16 protein-coding genes are annotated in these 17,813 nt (G+C 63.9%); 12 read left to right on the plus strand and 4 right to left on the minus strand.

The window, feature by feature from the left end:
* The first annotated feature begins 27 nt into the window (after positions 1-27).
* The 11 genes from DQG19_RS05845 (at position 28) to DQG19_RS05895 (ending at position 14,243) form a co-directional block, all read left to right on the plus strand.
* Complete coding sequence (locus tag DQG19_RS05845; RefSeq protein WP_116125303.1) at positions 28-3,573, plus strand: efflux RND transporter permease subunit; 3,546 nt, start codon at positions 28-30, stop codon at positions 3,571-3,573.
* A gap of 756 nt (positions 3,574-4,329) precedes the next feature.
* Positions 4,330-5,520: a TolC family protein gene (locus DQG19_RS21170; protein WP_198661667.1), complete on the plus strand. Its 1,191-nt coding sequence runs from the start codon at positions 4,330-4,332 to the stop codon at positions 5,518-5,520.
* 12 nt (positions 5,521-5,532) lie between these two features.
* Positions 5,533-7,323, plus strand: coding sequence for an efflux RND transporter periplasmic adaptor subunit (locus DQG19_RS05855; RefSeq protein ID WP_116125305.1), 1,791 nt, complete (start codon positions 5,533-5,535; stop codon positions 7,321-7,323).
* A 10-nt stretch (positions 7,324-7,333) separates the two neighbouring features.
* Positions 7,334-7,903: a helix-turn-helix transcriptional regulator gene (locus DQG19_RS05860; RefSeq protein WP_116125306.1), complete on the plus strand. Its 570-nt coding sequence runs from the start codon at positions 7,334-7,336 to the stop codon at positions 7,901-7,903.
* Positions 7,904-7,984: 81 nt separating this feature from the next.
* Positions 7,985-8,536, plus strand: coding sequence for a DUF3347 domain-containing protein (locus DQG19_RS05865; protein WP_157974351.1), 552 nt, complete (start codon positions 7,985-7,987; stop codon positions 8,534-8,536).
* 64 nt (positions 8,537-8,600) lie between these two features.
* The gene (locus tag DQG19_RS05870) at positions 8,601-9,053 is read left to right on the plus strand and encodes a DUF305 domain-containing protein (protein ID WP_116125308.1); all 453 of its coding nucleotides are present in this window, start codon (positions 8,601-8,603) and stop codon (positions 9,051-9,053) included.
* A 53-nt stretch (positions 9,054-9,106) separates the two neighbouring features.
* The gene (locus tag DQG19_RS05875) at positions 9,107-9,436 is read left to right on the plus strand and encodes a four-helix bundle copper-binding protein (protein ID WP_116125309.1); all 330 of its coding nucleotides are present in this window, start codon (positions 9,107-9,109) and stop codon (positions 9,434-9,436) included.
* 32 nt (positions 9,437-9,468) lie between these two features.
* The gene (locus DQG19_RS05880) at positions 9,469-12,021 is read left to right on the plus strand and encodes a multicopper oxidase domain-containing protein (protein WP_116125310.1); all 2,553 of its coding nucleotides are present in this window, start codon (positions 9,469-9,471) and stop codon (positions 12,019-12,021) included.
* A 27-nt stretch (positions 12,022-12,048) separates the two neighbouring features.
* Positions 12,049-12,603 carry a DUF2231 domain-containing protein gene (locus DQG19_RS05885; protein WP_116125311.1) on the plus strand — a complete coding sequence of 185 codons (555 nt, stop codon included), beginning with the start codon at positions 12,049-12,051 and terminating at the stop codon, positions 12,601-12,603.
* Positions 12,604-12,738: 135 nt separating this feature from the next.
* Positions 12,739-12,960 (plus strand): heavy-metal-associated domain-containing protein, encoded by a 222-nt coding sequence (locus tag DQG19_RS05890; RefSeq protein ID WP_116125312.1) that lies wholly within the window; start codon positions 12,739-12,741, stop codon positions 12,958-12,960.
* Positions 12,961-13,016: 56 nt separating this feature from the next.
* A complete protein-coding gene (locus DQG19_RS05895; protein ID WP_116125313.1) occupies positions 13,017-14,243 on the plus strand; it encodes a permease in 1,227 nt (408 codons plus the stop codon).
* 211 nt (positions 14,244-14,454) lie between these two features.
* On the opposite strand, the gene DQG19_RS05900 is transcribed toward DQG19_RS05895, so the two are convergent.
* A complete protein-coding gene (locus DQG19_RS05900) occupies positions 14,455-15,150 on the minus strand; it encodes a phosphatase PAP2 family protein (RefSeq protein WP_116125314.1) in 696 nt (231 codons plus the stop codon).
* Positions 15,147-16,334: an MFS transporter gene (locus DQG19_RS05905; RefSeq protein ID WP_116125315.1), complete on the minus strand. Its 1,188-nt coding sequence runs from the start codon at positions 16,332-16,334 to the stop codon at positions 15,147-15,149. The genes DQG19_RS05900 and DQG19_RS05905 overlap by 4 nt, the downstream gene beginning before the upstream one ends.
* Before the next feature lie 134 nt (positions 16,335-16,468).
* Between DQG19_RS05905 and DQG19_RS05910 the strand changes: the two genes are divergently transcribed.
* Positions 16,469-16,972 carry a DUF3347 domain-containing protein gene (locus DQG19_RS05910; protein ID WP_157974352.1) on the plus strand — a complete coding sequence of 168 codons (504 nt, stop codon included), beginning with the start codon at positions 16,469-16,471 and terminating at the stop codon, positions 16,970-16,972.
* Between the two features lie 32 nt (positions 16,973-17,004).
* Here the strand turns inward: DQG19_RS05910 and DQG19_RS05915 are convergent, their stop codons facing one another.
* The gene (locus DQG19_RS05915; RefSeq protein WP_116125317.1) at positions 17,005-17,535 is read right to left on the minus strand and encodes a GNAT family N-acetyltransferase; all 531 of its coding nucleotides are present in this window, start codon (positions 17,533-17,535) and stop codon (positions 17,005-17,007) included.
* Positions 17,536-17,548: 13 nt separating this feature from the next.
* Positions 17,549-17,749, minus strand: coding sequence for a hypothetical protein (locus DQG19_RS05920; protein WP_116125318.1), 201 nt, complete (start codon positions 17,747-17,749; stop codon positions 17,549-17,551).
* Positions 17,750-17,813 lie beyond the last annotated feature (64 nt).

A 17,813-nucleotide genomic window follows, 5' to 3' on the forward strand; every position in this document is an offset into this window, starting at 1 on the left:
TGTATTCGTTGTGATAAGCCCAACTGAATGTTAGCTGCAAGTATTCGTTTTTTCCTGGAGAACAAGCTGGTCGTCTGGCTGCTGCTCCTCGGTTTTATCGGCTGGGGACTGGCGACCGCGCCCTTTGACTTCGACCTGCCCGGCCTGCCGCGCGACCCGGTGGCCGTGGACGCGATACCCGACATCGGCGAGAACCAGCAGATCGTCTTTACGCCCTGGCCGGGACAGTCGCCGCAGGACGTGGAAGACCAGGTCACCTACCCCCTCACTTCGGCCCTGCTCGGCATTCCCGGCGTGCGCAGCGTACGCTCGACGTCCATGTTCGGCTACTCGAGCATCTACCTGATCTTCGAGGAAGACGTGGAGTTCTACTGGTCGCGCAGCCGCATCCTTGAGAAGCTCAACAGCCTGCCGGCGGGCATTCTCCCGGAGGCTGCGGTACCCGCACTGGGTCCCGACGCCACCGCGCTCGGACAGGTCTACCAGTATACCCTCGAGGGTCGCACCCCCGAGGGCGAGCCCGTGGGTGGCTGGGATCCAGACGAGTTGCGCTCTATCCAGGATTACTACGTGCGCTACGGCCTCAGCGGCGCGGCCGGCGTAAGCGAGGTAGCCAGCATCGGAGGCTTCGTGAAGGAATACCAGGTGGACGTGGACCCGGAGCGGATGCGCGTCTACGGCATCACCCTCGACCAGGTGATGCAGGCCGTACGGAGCAGCAACCAGTCGGTCGGTGCCGCTACCCTGGAAATCAACCGCGCCGAGTACTTCGTGCGCGGCGTCGGCTACATCGAGAACCTGGAGGATCTGGGTTCCGCGGTCGTATCCGAGGTCGACAACGTGCCGGTGCGCCTTTCGGACATCGCCCGCGTCAACGTAGGCCCCGCCGAGCGCCGCGGCCTGCTGGACAAGTCTGGCGCGGAGGCGGTGGGCGGCATCGTCGTGGCCCGCTACGGCGCCAATCCCCTCGAGGTGATCGACAACGTCAAGGCCAAGATCGCCGAGCTGCAGCCCGGGCTACCGCGCCGGGAGCTGGAGGACGGGACCATCAGCCAGGTGACCATCGTACCCTTCTACGACCGCAGCGGGCTCATCCGCGAGACTCTCGGCACGCTGGAGGAGGCCCTAACGCTGGAGATCGTCATCACGGCCATCGTGGTCATCCTGCTGCTGTTCAACCTGCGGTCCTCCCTGTTAGTGGCGGGCCTGCTGCCCGTGGGAGTCCTGATGTGCTTTATCGCCATGCGCTACTTCGGGGTGGACGCCAACATCGTGGCCCTGTCGGGTATCGCGATCGCCATCGGTACCATGGTCGATATGGGCATCGTGCTCACCGAGAGCATGGTCTATCGCCTCGACAACGCGCCGCCCGGCGAGAGTAAACGCGAGAGCATCTACGAAGCGACGGTGGAGGTGGCCTCGGCGGTCATTACGGCGGTGGCGACGACGATCATCAGCTTCCTGCCGGTCTTCACCATGGAGGCGGCGGAGGGCAAGCTGTTCCGGCCGCTGGCCTTCACCAAGACCTTCGCCCTGGTGGCGGCCATCTTCGTGAGCATCGCCTTCATCCCGGCGCTGGCGCACCAGCTGTTCGGGTTGCGGCGGGGCGCGGGTGCCAGGCCCCTCCTCAAGCACGGGTTCAACGTGGTTCTGGCCCTGGTGCTGGCCTGGTTACTCGCCGGGCTCTGGCGGCCCCTGGGCGTCGAGGCGAGCCAGTTGCTAAACTTCCTGTTCATCGTCGTGGTGGCCGGGGGCTTCCTGGGACTATTCTGGGCGGTGATCTACTGGTACGAAAACATCCTCCGGTTCCTGCTGCGGGTAAAGTTGCTTTTCCTGCTGTTCGTCACGCTGATCGTCATCGCCGGCGTGGGCGTGTACCGCAACATCGGTCAGGAATTCATGCCGGCCCTCGGGGAGGGGGCCTTCCTGCTGATGCCGACCGCCATGCCGCACGCGGGCGTCGCCGAGAACCGGGAGAACCTGCGGCTGATGGACATGGCCGTGACGAGTATCCCCGAGGTAGCGTCGGTGGTGGGCAAGGCCGGTCGGGCCAACAGCGCCCTGGATCCCGCACCGCTGTCGATGTACGAGAACATCGTGCAGTACAAAAGCGAGTACCAGACCGACGCCGACGGGCACCGGCTGCGCTTCCGGGTCGACGGGGAGGGCAACTTCGTGCGGCGGTCCGAGGACGGGGACCTCATCCCCGACCCCGACGGGCAATACTACCGGCAGTGGCGCGACCACATTCACAGCCCCGACGACATCTGGGACGAGATCATCGCCGCCGTCAACCTGCCGGGCGTGACCTCCGCCCCCAAGCTGCAACCCATCGAGACGCGCCTGGTGATGCTGCAGACGGGTATGCGCGCGCCCATGGGCATCAAGGTGCGCGGTACCGACCTGCGGCAGATCGAGGCCTTCGGGCTGGAGCTCGAGCGGGAGCTGAAGAACGTGGAGGGCGTAAAGGACGCCGCCGTGTACGCCGACCGCATTGTCGGCAAGCCCTACCTCTTGCTGGAGGTGAAGCGCGACGCCATCGCCCGCTACGGTCTCTCGGTAGGCGCCGTACAGCAGCAGATCATGGCCACCGTGGGCGGTATGCTGATGACCACCACCGTTGAGGGGCGGGAGCGGTACGCGGTGCGGCTACGCTACCCCCGTGAACTGCGCGACGACCCTGAGAGCATCCGCCGCATCCTGGTGCCGGCGGGCGACGGGCGGCAAATCCCGCTGGGCGAGCTGGTCGACGTCGGCTACGAGCAGGGGCCGCAGATGATCAAGAGCGAGGACGGCTTCCTGGTGGGCTACGTGCTCTTCGACCGCCTGGAGGGCTACGCCGAGGTGGAGGTGGTCAACAACGCCCAGAACTACCTCGCCAGCCTCACCCGCACCGGCGAGCTCGACATCCCCGGGGGCATCAGCTACTACTTCGCCGGCAACTACGAGCAGCAGGTGCGGGCCGACGCGCGACTGAAATTAGTGCTACCGATCGCCCTGGGACTGATCTTCCTGATCCTGTACTTCCAGTTCCGTTCGGTGACCACGGCGTTGATGGTCTTCAGCGGGGTATTCGTGGCCTTCTCGGGCGGCTTCCTGCTGCTGGGCGCCTACGCCGAGCCGGGCTTTCTGGACTTCAGTTTCTTCGGCGCCAACCTCCGGGACCTCTTCCAGATGCGCACCATCAACCTGAGCGTGGCGGTGTGGGTCGGCTTTCTGGCCCTCTTTGGCATTGCCACCGACGACGGGGTGCTGGTGGCCACCTTCCTCCGCGACAGCTTTGAGCGCAACGAGCCCACTTCGGTACCGGAGATCCGCGACGCGGTCGTGGAAGGCGGCGTACGGCGTGTCCGCCCGGCGATGATGACCACGGCGACCACCATTCTGGCGCTGTTGCCCGTCCTGACCGCCACCGGGCGTGGAGCCGATATCATGCTTCCCATGGCCATCCCGAGCTTCGGCGGCATGCTGCTGCAGGTGGTGACCATGTTTACCGTGCCGGTACTGTGGAGCCTGCGGGCGGAGTGGCGGCTGAAGCGAAGGAAGAGGGCGGAATTACGAAATGCGAAGTAAGAAATGCGAAGTATGAAGGTGATAACGGGAAATAGTAACGGTGCCGGGCGGGATGTTGGGCGGGCTGCTGCCGTTGAAGTTTCTAACTGCGGAGAGCGGGCTGAACTGCGGCAAAATCTGTGTGAATCCGTGGCCGAGCGAAGCACATCTGCGCGGCCGAGGGCCAAGTATGAGCAATCAGTGCCGCCGCCGGTGGGCCTGCGGCCTTATTCCGTTTCCCACAGATTCGCACAGATTGTAGGCACAGATTTGCACAGAACGGGTAGTCGGGTCCCGTACGGAGAAAATCCGTGTAAATCCGTACCTGCGCGCAGCGCATCTGTGGGCCGGAGGCCATCTGTGAGAAACCAGTGCTGCGGGTCCGAGGCCGTTGGAGGGTTTCACCGCGGAGGGTGCGGAGGGTTTCGTGGAGTGGGGACTGTGCTGCGGGCAAATCCGCGCAAATCTGTGGCCGAGCGAAGCGAATCTGTGGGCCGAAGGCCATCTGTGAGAAACCAGTGCTGCGGGCCTGAGTCGCTTGGAGGATTTCACCGCGTAGCGTTTCGCGGAGTGGGGACTGTGCTGCGGGCAAATCTGCGTAAATCTGTGGCCGAGCGAAGCGAATCTGTGGGCCGGAGGCCATCTGTGAGAAACCAGTGCTGCGGGCCTGAGTCGCTTGGAGGATTTCACCGCGGAGGGCTTCGCGGAGATGCTACCGTATGTCACCGGTCGGGATCTCATCAAGAATCGCGTACGGGCGCACTGCTTATCCTGGTCTTGATCCTGCTGGCAAGCCCGGTGGCAAGCGCGCAATCCCTGGACAGCCTACGCAACCTGCTGCGGGAAAACAACCCCCAGCTGCTGGCGCTGGCCTTCGACTACCGCGCCGAGCTGACCACCGGTGCCCAGTTGGCCCAGCTTCCCGACCTGGAGATCATGGGCGGGGCCTCCATCCTGCCCGTCGAAACCCGACTGGGGCCGCAGATCGCCCGGGCCGGGGTAACCCAGATGCTGCCCTGGCCCGGCACGCTGGCGGCCATGTCGCGGCTGGCCGACGCCCGGGCCCGTCCCCTGCTGGAAGAGGCCGCCGCCCTGCAGCTGGAGCTGATCTTCCAGCTGGAGACCACCTACTACCGGATCGTGGAGGCCGAGGCCACCGTGGCCACGCTGCAGACCAGTCTCCGATTGTACGAGAGCCTGCGGGAGATCGCCCTGGCCCGTGTGGAAAATGCGCGCGGCAGTTCGGTGGAGGTCCTACGAAGCGAAATGGAAACCAACGCAACCCTCCGGCGCATCGAGGCCCTGCGCGCCGAGCAGGCACTGGCGTGGACGGAGATCGAGGAGCTAGTGGCCACCGCCCTGCCCCGGGTGCTGGTCGTGCCGGAGCTCCGTGCCCTTCCCCCGTTGCCCGCAGATTCGCTGTTTACCGACCATCCGCTCGTCCGGATCTTCCGGCTGCGGGAGGAAATTTCGCGGCAGTCGCTGGAGATGAACGACCTCGAGGCCCGTCCGGACTTCGGCGTGGGGGTGGACTACATCGTCACCGGCCCGCGGACCGATATGGAGCCGGAGGGCAACGGTCGCGATGCCATTCTACCGAGGGTAATGGTGCGCGTACCCCTTTCCAAAGGTAAGTACGACGCCCGCCGGCAGGAGGAAGCCGTGCGTCTGGAAGCGATCGCCGCCCGCCGCCGGGGGGTGGTCAACCAGCTCCGGGCGGCCCTCGAGCGGGCGGTGATCGCGGCCGCGGACGCGGACGCCCGCATAGCGTTCCTCGATCGGCAGGTCGAGCTGACCGGGGCCGCCCTCGACATTGCCCGCAGTGAGTACGCCAATTCCCGCCGCCCCTTTGACGAGGTCCTACGCCTGCAGGACGAATTGGTCGGGTACCGGATCGAGGCCCTCGCCGCACAAACCACCCTGTTCATCCAGGTCGCTACGGCGGACCGCTACCTGCCCCGCCGCTAACCTAAACCAACCATGAAGACGCAAACAATTCTCTACCTGCTTTTCGCGCTGCTGATCGGCCTCTTCGGCGGATACCTGCTCTTCGGGCGGGGGGACGCCGCCGAGGAGCACGACCACGCTGCCACGGACGCGAATACGACGCAGGGCGCCGAAGTATACACCTGCTCGATGCACCCGCAAATTCAGCGCGACGAACCCGGTGACTGTCCGATCTGCGGCATGGACCTCATACCGGTGGGCGCGGCCGCCGCCGCCGATCCGGCCCTGCTGACCATGACCGAGGCGGCCGTAGCCATGGCCCGGGTACGCACCACCACGGTGGGTGTGACGGCATCCTCCGCTGGTGGGACGGCGTCCGGAGGCGCCCTGACCCTCACGGGTCGCCTGGCCGCCGACGAGCGCACGGCGGCGGTGGAATCCGTCGACTTCGGCGGTCGCCTGGAGCAGCTGTTCATCACCTTTGCGGGGGAGGAAGTCCGGGCCGGGCAACGCATCGCCACCATCTACTCCCCCGAACTGGTCGTCGCGCAGGAGGAGCTCCTGGAAGCCCTTCGCCTGCAAACCCTCTCGCCCGACTTGCTCACCGCCGCCCGCAACAAACTGCGGAACCTGGAAATCAGCGACGAGCGGATCGCTGAATTAGAAGCGTCGGGGGAGGTGATCACCAACTTTCCGGTATTCGCCGACCGAGGCGGCACGGTACGCGAGGTACGCGCCCGGGTGGGCGACTACGTGAGCGCCGGGGCCGCATTATACACCCTGACCGACCTCAACCGGCTGTGGGCCCTCTTCGACGCCTACGAGCGGGACCTTGGCGCCATCGACGTCGGTGACCCCGTTGCCTTTACGGTAGCATCGCTGCCGGGACAGACCTTCCAGGCGCGGGTGGCGTTTATCGATCCGGTGATCGATCCGGCTACCCGGACCGCAGCGGTGCGGGCGGAGGTAGTGAACCGGCGGGGGCGCCTCAAGCCGGAGATGTTCGTCACCGGGCAACTGGAGACCTCCGCCCGGGGCGGATCGCCGACCGCGGACGCGGAGCTCACCGTGCCCCGCACCGCCGTGCTCTGGACGGGCGAGCGCTCGGTGGTGTACGTGGAGGTGGCCGACACGGAGGTGCCGACCTACGAATTCCGCGAGGTGGAGCTCGGCGATGCGGTGGGCGACGGGTACCGGGTCGTCTCCGGCCTCAGTCCCGGGGAACGGGTCGTCACCAACGGTGCCTTCAGCGTGGATGCCGCGGCCCAGCTCCGCAACCAGCTAAGCATGATGAACCGCGACGTGGTGGTGCAGGGGGCAGCCAGAGCCGCCGCACCGGGAGCCGGAGGTCCGACCCCCGCCTACCGGGAAGGTACTCCGGAAGCCTTCCGCGATCAGCTGACCGCCGTGGCCGATGCCTACCTGTCGCTCAAGGATCGCATGGTCGCTTCCGAGACCGCCGGTGCCGCGGTACTAAACCCCCTGCGCGAGGCGATCGGGGCCGTGGATATGGCGCTGCTGCGGGGCGACGCCCACGGCTACTGGATGGACCAACTGAGTGCGATGAACGAGCACCTCGAACAGCTGGCCGCCGCCGTCGACGTCGACGGACAACGCCGACAATTTGGCTATTTCTCGCGGGCACTGATCAACGCGCTGACCGCCTTCGGCTCGGGGGAGCAGCTGTACCTACAGCACTGCCCGATGGCCTACGACAACCAGGGGGGAGACTGGATTAGCCAAACGGCCGAGATCCGCAACCCCTTCTTCGGAGATGCCATGCTGACGTGCGGGTCGACTACGGACACTCTTGCGCCCCGGTAAACAAGAAATTATGCCTAATTTAACTACGTTCTACATTGATAATATGGTCTGCGACCGCTGCAAGCACGCGGTCCGCCAAACCGCGGCTCACCTCGGATGGCGGATCAAGCGCCTCGAGTTGGGGGAAATGACCGCATGGCCGCCCAACGGGGAGCGGGACCACCCACGCCTCAGGGGGCAACTCGAAGGCCTGGGCTTTCGCGTGCGGACGGACGCGGGGGGCGTGGTAGCGCGGATCAAGGGGCTGATCGTCGATTATGTGTATGACGACCTGGCCAAGTCGGAGACTACCCTGTCGCAGCTCATCATCGCCGATATCGGGCAGAGCTACCCCCACCTCAGTCGCTTGTTCCGGCGCGAGGAGGGGCGGACCATCGCCGACTACTACCTGGCCCAGCGTATGGAGCGCGCCCGCAAGCTGCTGGCCACGACCGACGAGCGGGTGTCGACCATCGCCTATCGCCTGCACTACGGAACCGCCGGGCGGTTTGCCGCCGTGTTCCGCGAGATCATGGGCTGCTCGCCGACCGAATACCGGCAACACGGCACGTATACGCCGCGCCCCCTGGACAGCCTGTGACCGCAAAATGTGAACAGGCATAGCAAAAAGTGAGTAAGCCAGATGCCGGGTTTACCGGTTATTACGGTACAACTACCGCATATGAAGCCGCTAACCTTTGCTACGCTACTGACGCTGTCCCTCGCAACCCTCTCCTGTGGGAGCGGCGACGCCACCGAAAATGCGACCGAGGTCGGGATAGAAACCCCGGCACAGCACCGGGAGTCCGAGGCCGCTGCCATTGACATCGCCGACGCCGAATTCACCGATCCGCTGGTGGACAAGGTGTTTCAGAACTACCTCAACCTGCGCAGCGCCCTCGTCAACTCCGACAGCGGCGAGGCGGCTACCGCTGCCGGCAACCTGGCCGAAACCTTCGGGAGCGACCGCCGGGAACTGAAGCAACTGGCCCGGCAAATCGCCGACACCGACGACCTGGCCCGGCAGCGGGAGCACTTCAGTGCGCTGACCGGACAACTGGGAGACCTGATCAGGGAGCAGTTGAGTGCTGGTACCATCTACCGTATGCACTGCCCGATGGCCTTTGACGGGGAAGGGGCCGACTGGTACTCCGAGGTGAGCGAAATCCGCAACCCCTACTTCGGAGATAAAATGCTGACCTGCGGCAAGGTGGAGGAGGAGATCGGCGGCTGAGCCAGGTCCGCCTTCGTTTACGGATCTGCCCGGCACCCGCGGCCGCGCCAAACTGAATCGCACTATGAACCCCTACCTGAAATTCGGCCTGATGATGGCCAGCTCCTTCGTCATCATGTACGCCGTCATGTTCCTCAACGTCGACGTGTTCGACCACGTGATGCTGAGCCCCACCCGCACCTACATGACCTTCCTGATGATCGCGCCGATGGCCATCGTCATGATGGGCTTCATGTGGCATATGTACAAGAACAAAGCTTATAACTACGCGATCCTGGGCGTGGCGGTAGTAACCTTCGTGCTTTGCTACGTCGGATTGCGGCAGCAGATCCTGGTGAGCGACGTGCAGTGGATGAAGGCCATGATCCCGCACCACTCCTCCGCGATCATGGTCAGCCAGAAGGCGCACCTGAAAGATCCCGAAGCCATCAAGCTGGCCGAAGAAATCATCGAAGCCCAGGAAAAGGAGATCGCCGAAATGAAGCGCATGATCTACCGCCTGGAAAACCAAGAGTGACTCGCAACCCGCAACCCGCAACCCGCAACCCGCAACCTAAAAAGACAACAACCATGAGTGCCCCCCTTAACGTAAACTACCTAGACTGCATCCAGGCCTGCCAGAAGTGCCTCCTCGACTGCAAAGTGTGCCTGACCAAGATGGCCGGCATGGAAAGCATGAACGACTGCCCCTGGTGCTGCATCCAGTGCATCGAGGTGCTGGAAGCCAGCATCGGACTGATGGCCGCCGACAGCAAATTCGCCGCCGAGCACTGCGCGCTGTGCGCCAAGGTGTGCGACTACTGTGCTGAACAGTGCGCCGAGCACGACCACGACCACTGCCAGCGCTGCGCCGAGAGCTGCCGTGAGTGCGCCGAGGAGTGCCGCAAGATGGCCGCCTGATCCCCACCCCGTTAACCTAACCCAATCGCCCCGTGGGAATCTTCCCCCGCCAACTTCTCGGATTGGCCCTGTCGCTGCTGTCGCTCACCCTCGTGGCACAGTCCCGCAAGGGTACCCTGGACCTGATACCCGGACAAACGATCCCGGGCTTCGACGGGCAGGTCGTGAGCTACTACCTGTCGGTGGCCGATACGGTGGTCAACTTCACGGGCAAACCCACGCGCGCACTGGCTACCAACGGGCAGATTCCCGCCCCGGTACTACGCTTCACGGAGGGCGATTCCGCGCGGCTTTACGTGACCAACCGCACCGAAGGAACCGTATCCTTCCACTGGCACGGCCTGCTTTTGCCTAACAAGTACGACGGGGTACCGCTACTGAATACCACGCTGATCGAGCCGGGGGACACCTACGTGGCTTCCTTCCCCATCGTGCAGCACGGAACGTACTGGTACCACTCGCACACGGAGCTGCAGGAGCAGAAGGGGCTGTACGGCCCCATCGTGATCCAACCCCGTAGCGGGGCGGTGGCGGATAAGGAGAAGGTGGTGGTGCTCTCGGACTTTACCGAGCAACGGCCCCACGAGGTGCTGCGGCAGATCAAGCGGCACACCGACTGGTTCGCCATCAAGCGGGATGCCCTGCAGAGCTACGCAAGGGCGTTGGCGTCGGGCAACCTGGGTAAGCAACTCTGGCTCGAGTGGAACCGGATGCCGGGCATGGACCTCGCCGACGTCTACTACGATGCCTTCCTGGCCAACGGTCGGCTGGCCGACGACTATGCCGACTTGGCCGCCGGGGAAACCCTGCGGCTGCGGGTCGTAAACGGCTCGGCCAGCTCGCACTTCTGGCTGCAGTTCGCCGGTGGGAAGATGAAGATCGTGGGCGCGGACGGACTCGAAGTAGTACCCACCGAAGTGGATAAGCTGCTCATCGCCACCGCGGAAACCTACGACATCGAGGTCACCCTGCCCGCCGACGGCCGCTACGAATTCCGCGCCACCTCGTGGGACCGCTACAAGCACACCTCGGTGTGGCTGGGCAGCGGTACCGAGCACCCGGCTCCCGAACTGCCGCCGGTAGACTACTACGCCCTCACCCAGGAAATGCAGGACATGATGGACGGCATGCCGGGCATGCAGATGGGCAAGGCCCCGTCGAACGTGCCGGAGGCCGAGCTGTACCCCGCCGGGCAGGCGCCCACCAACGCGGCCATTCAGATGCAGTCTATGATGGACATGGGCATGTCCATGGAAGGCATGAACCACGACGGGATGGACCACGGGGCAATGAAGCAGGAAACTATGGACCACGAAGCCATGAAGCAGGGAAATATGGACCACGAGGGGATGGACCACGAGGGGATGGACCACGAGGGCATGGACCATTCCGGTATGGACCACGAAGCCATGGGGCACGATATGCCGGGTATGCAGTCGGACACCGCCACGGACGGTAAGACCTACCGGGCCGCCGAGGAGGACGGCAAGCAGATGGATACGGCAGCGATGCCCGGCATGGGTACGGAGCAGCCGATGGGCGTGATGATGACCGGCTACTACGAGCTGCAGCAGGAGTACCCGCAGGAGACCATCTTCGACTACAATATGCTGCGGTCGCCAGTAGCCACCGAGCTGCCCGACGACCGGCCGGTGCGCGTGGTGCACCTCTACCTGGGTGGTAATATGCTGCGCTACGTGTGGATGATCAACAACAAGCCGCTCTCGGCGGCGGACAAGATCATGGTGGAGCGCGGAGAGAACGTGCGCTTCGTCTTTCACAACACGACGATGATGAGCCACCCGATGCACCTGCACGGCCACTTCTTTCGCGTGATCAACGCGGCGGGCGCCTACGCCCCGCTCAAGCACACGGTGAACGTGGCGCCCATGGAGACCACCATCATCGAGTTCGCCGCCACGGAGGACAAGGACTGGTTCTTCCACTGCCACCTGCTGTACCACATGATGTCGGGCATGGCCCGGATCATCGGTTACGGAGGCAGCTCGGACCTGCTCATCGCCGACCGGGCGGACTACGACAAGTTCGCCATGGACGACCGGCAGTACTTCGGTACTGCGACCCTCTCGGCCATGAGCAACGCATCCTGGGCCGACTTCGCCTGGTTCAACCTGAACAAGGAGTTCAGCCTGGAGGGGGGGGCGGACTACTCCGGCAACTTTGAGGTAGAGGGCAAGGCGATGCGCTACCTGGATCCGCGGCAGTACTGGTCGGCCTACGTAGGCGCCGAACTGGACGGCGAACGGGAGATGGATGCCGAGACCGGCCGGGAACAACTGCAAACCGAAGCGGTGGCCCTGGCCGGCGTACGGTACTTCCTACCAATGATGGTGTGGTCGGACCTGCGGGTGGATCACCGTGGCCGTATCGAGCTGCAGCTCGAGCGGGAAGATATACCCCTGACCAGCCGGTGGCGCGCTTCGGCCGGCGGCCGGTACAACTTCATGAATCAGCAGCTGGAGTACACCTTCGGCACCAGCTACATCCTGGGGCAGTACTGGGGCGTGGCGGCGCGATACGACAGCGACTACGGGCTGGGGGCCGGCCTGCAGATCGTTTGGTAACTTGTTCAACCCCTCAAAGACGACGCTATGAGACGCCTCCTCTTCTCCGGTATACTCGCCAGCTTGTTTCCCCTGGTGGCCGTCGGCCAGCAGTTGCAGGAATCCTCGGTGGTGAGCCCCTCGCTTTCGGAACTTCCTAACCTGCACCCCCTGGTGGTGCACGTACCGATCATGATGCTGGTACTGGCTGTGGTCACGCAGCTAGCCTCCTTCTTCGTGTGGAAGAAGCAACTCGACTGGGTGACCTTCCTCATGCTGGCGGGCGGGGTCGTAGGGGCCTTCCTTGCGGGCGAGGTCTTCCACCCCCACACCAAGGGCCTCACCGATGCAGCCCAGCAAACCATGAAGCTCCACGATACCTGGGCCGACTATACCATCTGGAGCAGCGTCGTCGCGTTGGTGCTGAAGGGGCTCAGCCTTTTCGTCCTTGCGGGTAAGCGCTGGCTGGAGATCGTGACCACGCTGGTCCTCGCCTTCTCGGCCGTGGCCGTGTCGATCACCGGCCACTACGGCGGCACCCTGGTCTACATCCACGGGGTGGGCGTGCAGGGGAATTACGTCGAAGCCGAACACCAAAAATGACCACTATGAAAGACTGCTGCCGACCCGACCAAAAGCCCGGCCCCGTTAAGCGGGTACTCAACAAGCTCACCACGATCATCCTTGCCGCGCTGGCGATAGCGGCGCTGCTGGCGGTCCTGTTCTAACCAACCTATTATGAAAACCTACCTCTTCAAGACCAACATCAACTGCGGCAACTGCCTGCGCAGCGTGACCCCCTTCCTGAACGAGAACGAGCACATCAAGAGCTGGCAGGTCGACCTGGATAGCGACGACCGTATCCTAAGCGTAGAGGGCGACGACAAACTGACGGCCCACGACGTGACGGTAAGCGTGGACGAAGCTGGATTTGACGCCCGGGAGATCGAGCGGGCCTGAACCTGACGCACATCCGATGTGTGGCACATCCGATGTGCGTCTGCAAACCCTAACGCATGAATACGTTTCTTTCCCAGTGGGGCGAAGCCGCCTACACCTCCGTCGGTTTTTTTTGGATGGCCCTGTGGGCCTTTGCCTTCGGTTACCTCGTCAGTAGTATGATCCAGGTGCTGGTGACGCAGGAGCGTATGCAGCGGGCCATGGGTGGAGAGGGTGCCCGGCAGGTCGGGCTGGCCGCCTTATTCGGCTTCATCAGTTCCTCCTGCAGCTTCGCGGCGCTGGCCACGACCAAGTCCCTGTTCAAGAAAGGCGCCGGCTTCGTACCCTCCATTGCCTTCCTCCTGGCGAGCACCAACCTGGTGATCGAGCTGGGGGTGGTGATCGCGGTCTTCCTCACCTGGCAATTCGTGGTGGGTGAGTACGTCGGTGGCCTGTTGCTGATCGGCTCGGCGTGGTTGTTCATCCGACTTACCCGGCCTAAAGCACTGATTGAGGAAGCCCGCGACCGCCTCGGCGGCCAGGACGAAGATACCGACAAGGACCTCCCCAACTGGAAGGAGCGGCTGGTCGAGTACGACGCCTGGAAAAAGATCGGCAAGCGCTACCGCATGGAGTGGGGGATGGTGTGGAAGGACGTCACCGTAGGCTTCACGATCGCCGGTATCGTGGCGGTGTTCATCCCCACCGGCTTTTACGAAACGCTGTTCATCGGCACCGGCGGGGACGGCGGCTACACCTTCCTACAGATCCTGGAGCACACCCTCGTCGGGCCGGTGATGGCCTTCATCACCTTCATCGGCAGTATGGGCAACATTCCGCTGGCGGCGGTCCTGTTCGACAACGGCGTGAGCTTTGCCGGCGTGATGGCCTTCATCTTCAGCGACCTGGTCGTTTTTCCCGTGCTGCGCATTAATGCGAAGTACTACGGGTGGAAAATGGCCCTGTATATCCTGCTGACGCTCTTCGTTTCGCTGGTGGCCACTACCCTGGCCCTCCACTACGGCTTTTCGCTGGCGGGTCTGCTGCCGCAAGGGGCCGGCCAGGGCGGCGGCATCACCGACCAGCAGTTCTTCAAGCTCGACTACTCCTTCTGGCTCAACGTGGCCTTCGTGGTCGGTTCCGGCGTCCTTTACTGGCTCAGCACGAAAAAGATCAGCGACGACAGCCTGAAAGGCATGCACGAAATGCCCGACAAGGGTTGGGTAGAAACGGTGCTCTTCTGGCTGGCCATGGTCAGCTACGCCTGGTTGCTGGGGGGGCTGGCGATCAAGTTTTTCGGGTAGCCCTGGCCTACGCCAGCCCCCCGCACATCCGATGTGCACCACATCCGATGTCGGGGGCGACGGCGCGCGGGTGCCGGGATTTCCCAGCAATTCGGTCGTTTTCCGGCTACCACATCGGATGTGCGCCGGCGGATCAGGCGGTTTTTAGGCCAGCGTCCTTGCCACATCGGATGTGCAGCACATCCGATGTACACACGCAATCGGCGGCAGCCTACACCCTAATCGTGTTATCTACCGGACCCGACCGCCACGTATCGCTCAGGTACACCCGGATCAGCACCATCAGGCAGACCAGCCCCACGAAGAAGCCCGCCAGCACGTCCGTAAACCAGTGCGCCCCGAGGTATACCCGCGAAAACGGTACCGCCAGCAAAAGGGCAAGACTGAACAGCCCTATCGTCCACCGCAGGGCGTCGGCCTTCCAGTTCATGCGGGCCATCAAAAAGACCAGGAAGCCAAAGAAGGTCACGTAAAAGGTAACGTGGCCGCTCGGAAAGCTCTGAAACTTGGCATTCGTCACTACCTCGACCAGGTCCGCGGTGGGGCGGGGCCGGTTGACGGCGATCTTCAGGCCGTAGACCACTATTCCGGACAGTAACGTCAGCAAGGTGAAGCCCGCCTCCCGCCGCGCGTGGATCAGGTACAGGATAAAAGCCGCTCCACCGACCGCGATCCCCGGCATATAGCCGTCTCCGAACCAGCTGGTGGCCTTCATCAGGGCGTTGAGGATCGGGTTACGGTGCTCCTGCAATTCCTCGGAGAAGTGGACGTCAACGTACGTCACCCCCATCAGCTGTACGAAAATGGTCAGCAACAGGAATCCGACCAGCAGTCCGGCGATGACGTAAAACGCCAGACGCTTGTCGCGATTGAGGTAGGTATACAGCCGGCGTAGGTAATCGATCATCCCGGAAAGTACGTTTTGCCGGCGTCGCGAATCCGGTTGACGTACAGGGCTACCGCCAGCGCCAGTACCGCCGTCCCGGTGAACACCGCTACCGGACCCAGAAAGACCCAGGCCAGCCCCGCGGCCGAACTGGCGACCAGACTGGCAACGCTCTCGCCGGCACTCACCGTACCGATGGCCGTGCCCGTCTCGCGCTGGGGTACCAGATGGCTGATCCAGGCCTTGGCCACCCCCTCGGTGGCCGCCGCGTAGAGTCCGTAGGCGGCAAACAGCACCCCGAAGTGCCACCACGTCGCCGCGTAGGCCAGACCGAAGTACACCGCGGCAAAGACGAGCAGCCCACCGACGTAGACCTTGCGGGGACCGAAGCGGTCCGCCAGTCCGCCGAACGGATAGGCCAGCACGGCGTAGACCAGGTTGTAGAATACGTACCAGCCGATCAGCGCCGTATCGCTCAGGCCCGCCTCCTTGAGCATGAGCAGCAAAAACAGGTCGGAACTATTGATAAGGGCTAAGGCGATGAGCCCCCAGAAGAGGCGGCGGTAGGCGGCACCGGCGGTGCGGATGTAGCGCACGAACTCCAGCAATCCGGGGCGCCCGCCCGACTGTGGCGTGGTAGCCTGTTCCTTCAGCAGCATCGTAGCCGCCACCGCGAGTAAGCCCGGCACCGCCGAGACAATGAACAGCCAGCGGTACTCGCCCGGATATGCATAGAGGAAGGCCAGCGCGATCAGGGGACCCAGCGCCGCACCGGTGGTGTCCATGGCGCGGTGGAAGCCGAATACCCGCGCCTTCGTCTCCGGGCGGGCGGCTCCGGCCAACAGGGCGTCGCGCCCGCCCGTACGCACGCCCTTGCCCAGGCGCTCGCCGGTCCGCGCAAGGAATACCCACCAAGGAGCGGTAAAGACGGCCATGAGGGGCTTGGCGATGGCGCTGATACCGTAGCCGATCTGTACGAAAGGGAGCCGGCGCCCGGTGCGGTCCGACCACTGCCCGAAGTAGCCCTTGCTCAGTCCGGCGGTAGCCGAGGCCACCCCCTCCAGTACACCGATGCCGGCGATGGAGAAGCCGATGCTTTCCAGGTACAGCGGCATCACGGGGTACAGCATCTCGCTGGCCACGTCGGTGAGCAGGCTCACCGCGCCGAGCAGGACGACCGTCCGGGTGATGATCTTTTCGCGCATGCGCAAACAACGTTTCCGCACATCGGATGTGCGGGACATCCGATGTGCGGCGGGGACGCAAAATATCCGTCCGGCAAAGCGGTGACCGCCCCGCCGCCCTCCGTCAGAATATCAATCTACCAACTGCCTACATCATGACCACTACGTTCCTTCGCTCGCTCATTCTGCTGTCCCTGTTCGCATTGACGACCTGTCAGGAAGCCTCTCCCACCGCCCCGGGCCAGGAGACTCCGGTACAGTTCGGCGACGCACAGGTGGATAGCATCTACCACAATTACCTCGATCTCCAGCAGGCACTGGCCAACTCCGACCCCGAACAGGCCGCCGCAGCCGCCGCCCAGCTGAATGCCGGATTCAGCGCCAGCCAGGCGGAACTGCGGTACCTGGCCCGCCACATCGCGGCCAGCAACGACCTGGAGGTCCAGCGCCGGTACTTCTTCCCGATGACCGATCAGCTCGAACCCGTATTCAGCAGCCGCATGACTCAGGGCACCATCTACCGTATGCACTGCCCGGCGGCCAATAACGGGGTCGGCGCCGACTGGTACTCCGCCGTCACCCAGGTTCAAAACCCTTACCTGGGCACCGCCGCACCCGCCTGCGGCAAAGTCGTTTCCCACCTCAGGGGCCGGGGATAACCGTCCGGCAGGCGATCCCACCCAGCCGTCCGCTACAGCTCCTTACCCATCCGCCACATACCCCGGTACGCGGGGAGCATACGCGGCATCTCGAGGGTAAAAGGTGCCAGGCGGGCAAAGCCCAGCCGCTCGTAAAAGGCAAGTGCGTCGGCGGCGGAGTCCATGGCTTCGAGCCACAGGAGCTTGTCGCCCCGCTTCCGGCACTGCGCCTCCACGAATTCCAGGGCGCGGGAGCCGATGCCCCGCCCCGCTACCGCCGGGTCGAGGTAAAGGCGGTGCAATTTTGTCGCGTTCAGGGTAAGTCGGTCGGGTGCGGGTCGGCCGGCGACGCTGCGGACGATCCCTACGGGCTCGTCGTTTAACTGAATGAAGCGGTAGTCGGCATCGGGTTCGGCCAGTTCGCGGTGCACGTTTTCCGGGCTGTACTGGGCGTCGACGTACCACGCGCCACCGTCGGGCCAGAGGTAAGCGTACACCGGGGGGTAGATGCGGCGCATGAGCGCGTAGAGCGTGGGCTGCTGATCCGGCCGGACCGGCACGAAAGAGAGAGTTGAACTATCCATCGAAAGAGCTTGACTAACCGGCCCGGTCCATCCACCACATCTTGGCCTGCCACAGGGCCTTGCGGAGGAGGCTTTCCCGGTCCTCCCCGGGCTGCTCTTCGCGTAGGCGATTGGCGATTTCGACGGCCATTTCCTGTAATTCCGGCTCGCGGTCGTTGAGCTCGTCGCCGAAGTCCGCGCGGGTGATCGGCCGGGTGGAGGGATTGTCGTTCAAGGCTGGCACTGTGGGTGGGCAGCAAAGGTACGCACATCGGATGTCCCCCACATCGGATGTGCGG

Source organism: Lewinella sp. IMCC34183 (assembly GCF_003390915.1).
Lineage (GTDB): Bacteria > Bacteroidota > Bacteroidia > Chitinophagales > Saprospiraceae > Neolewinella.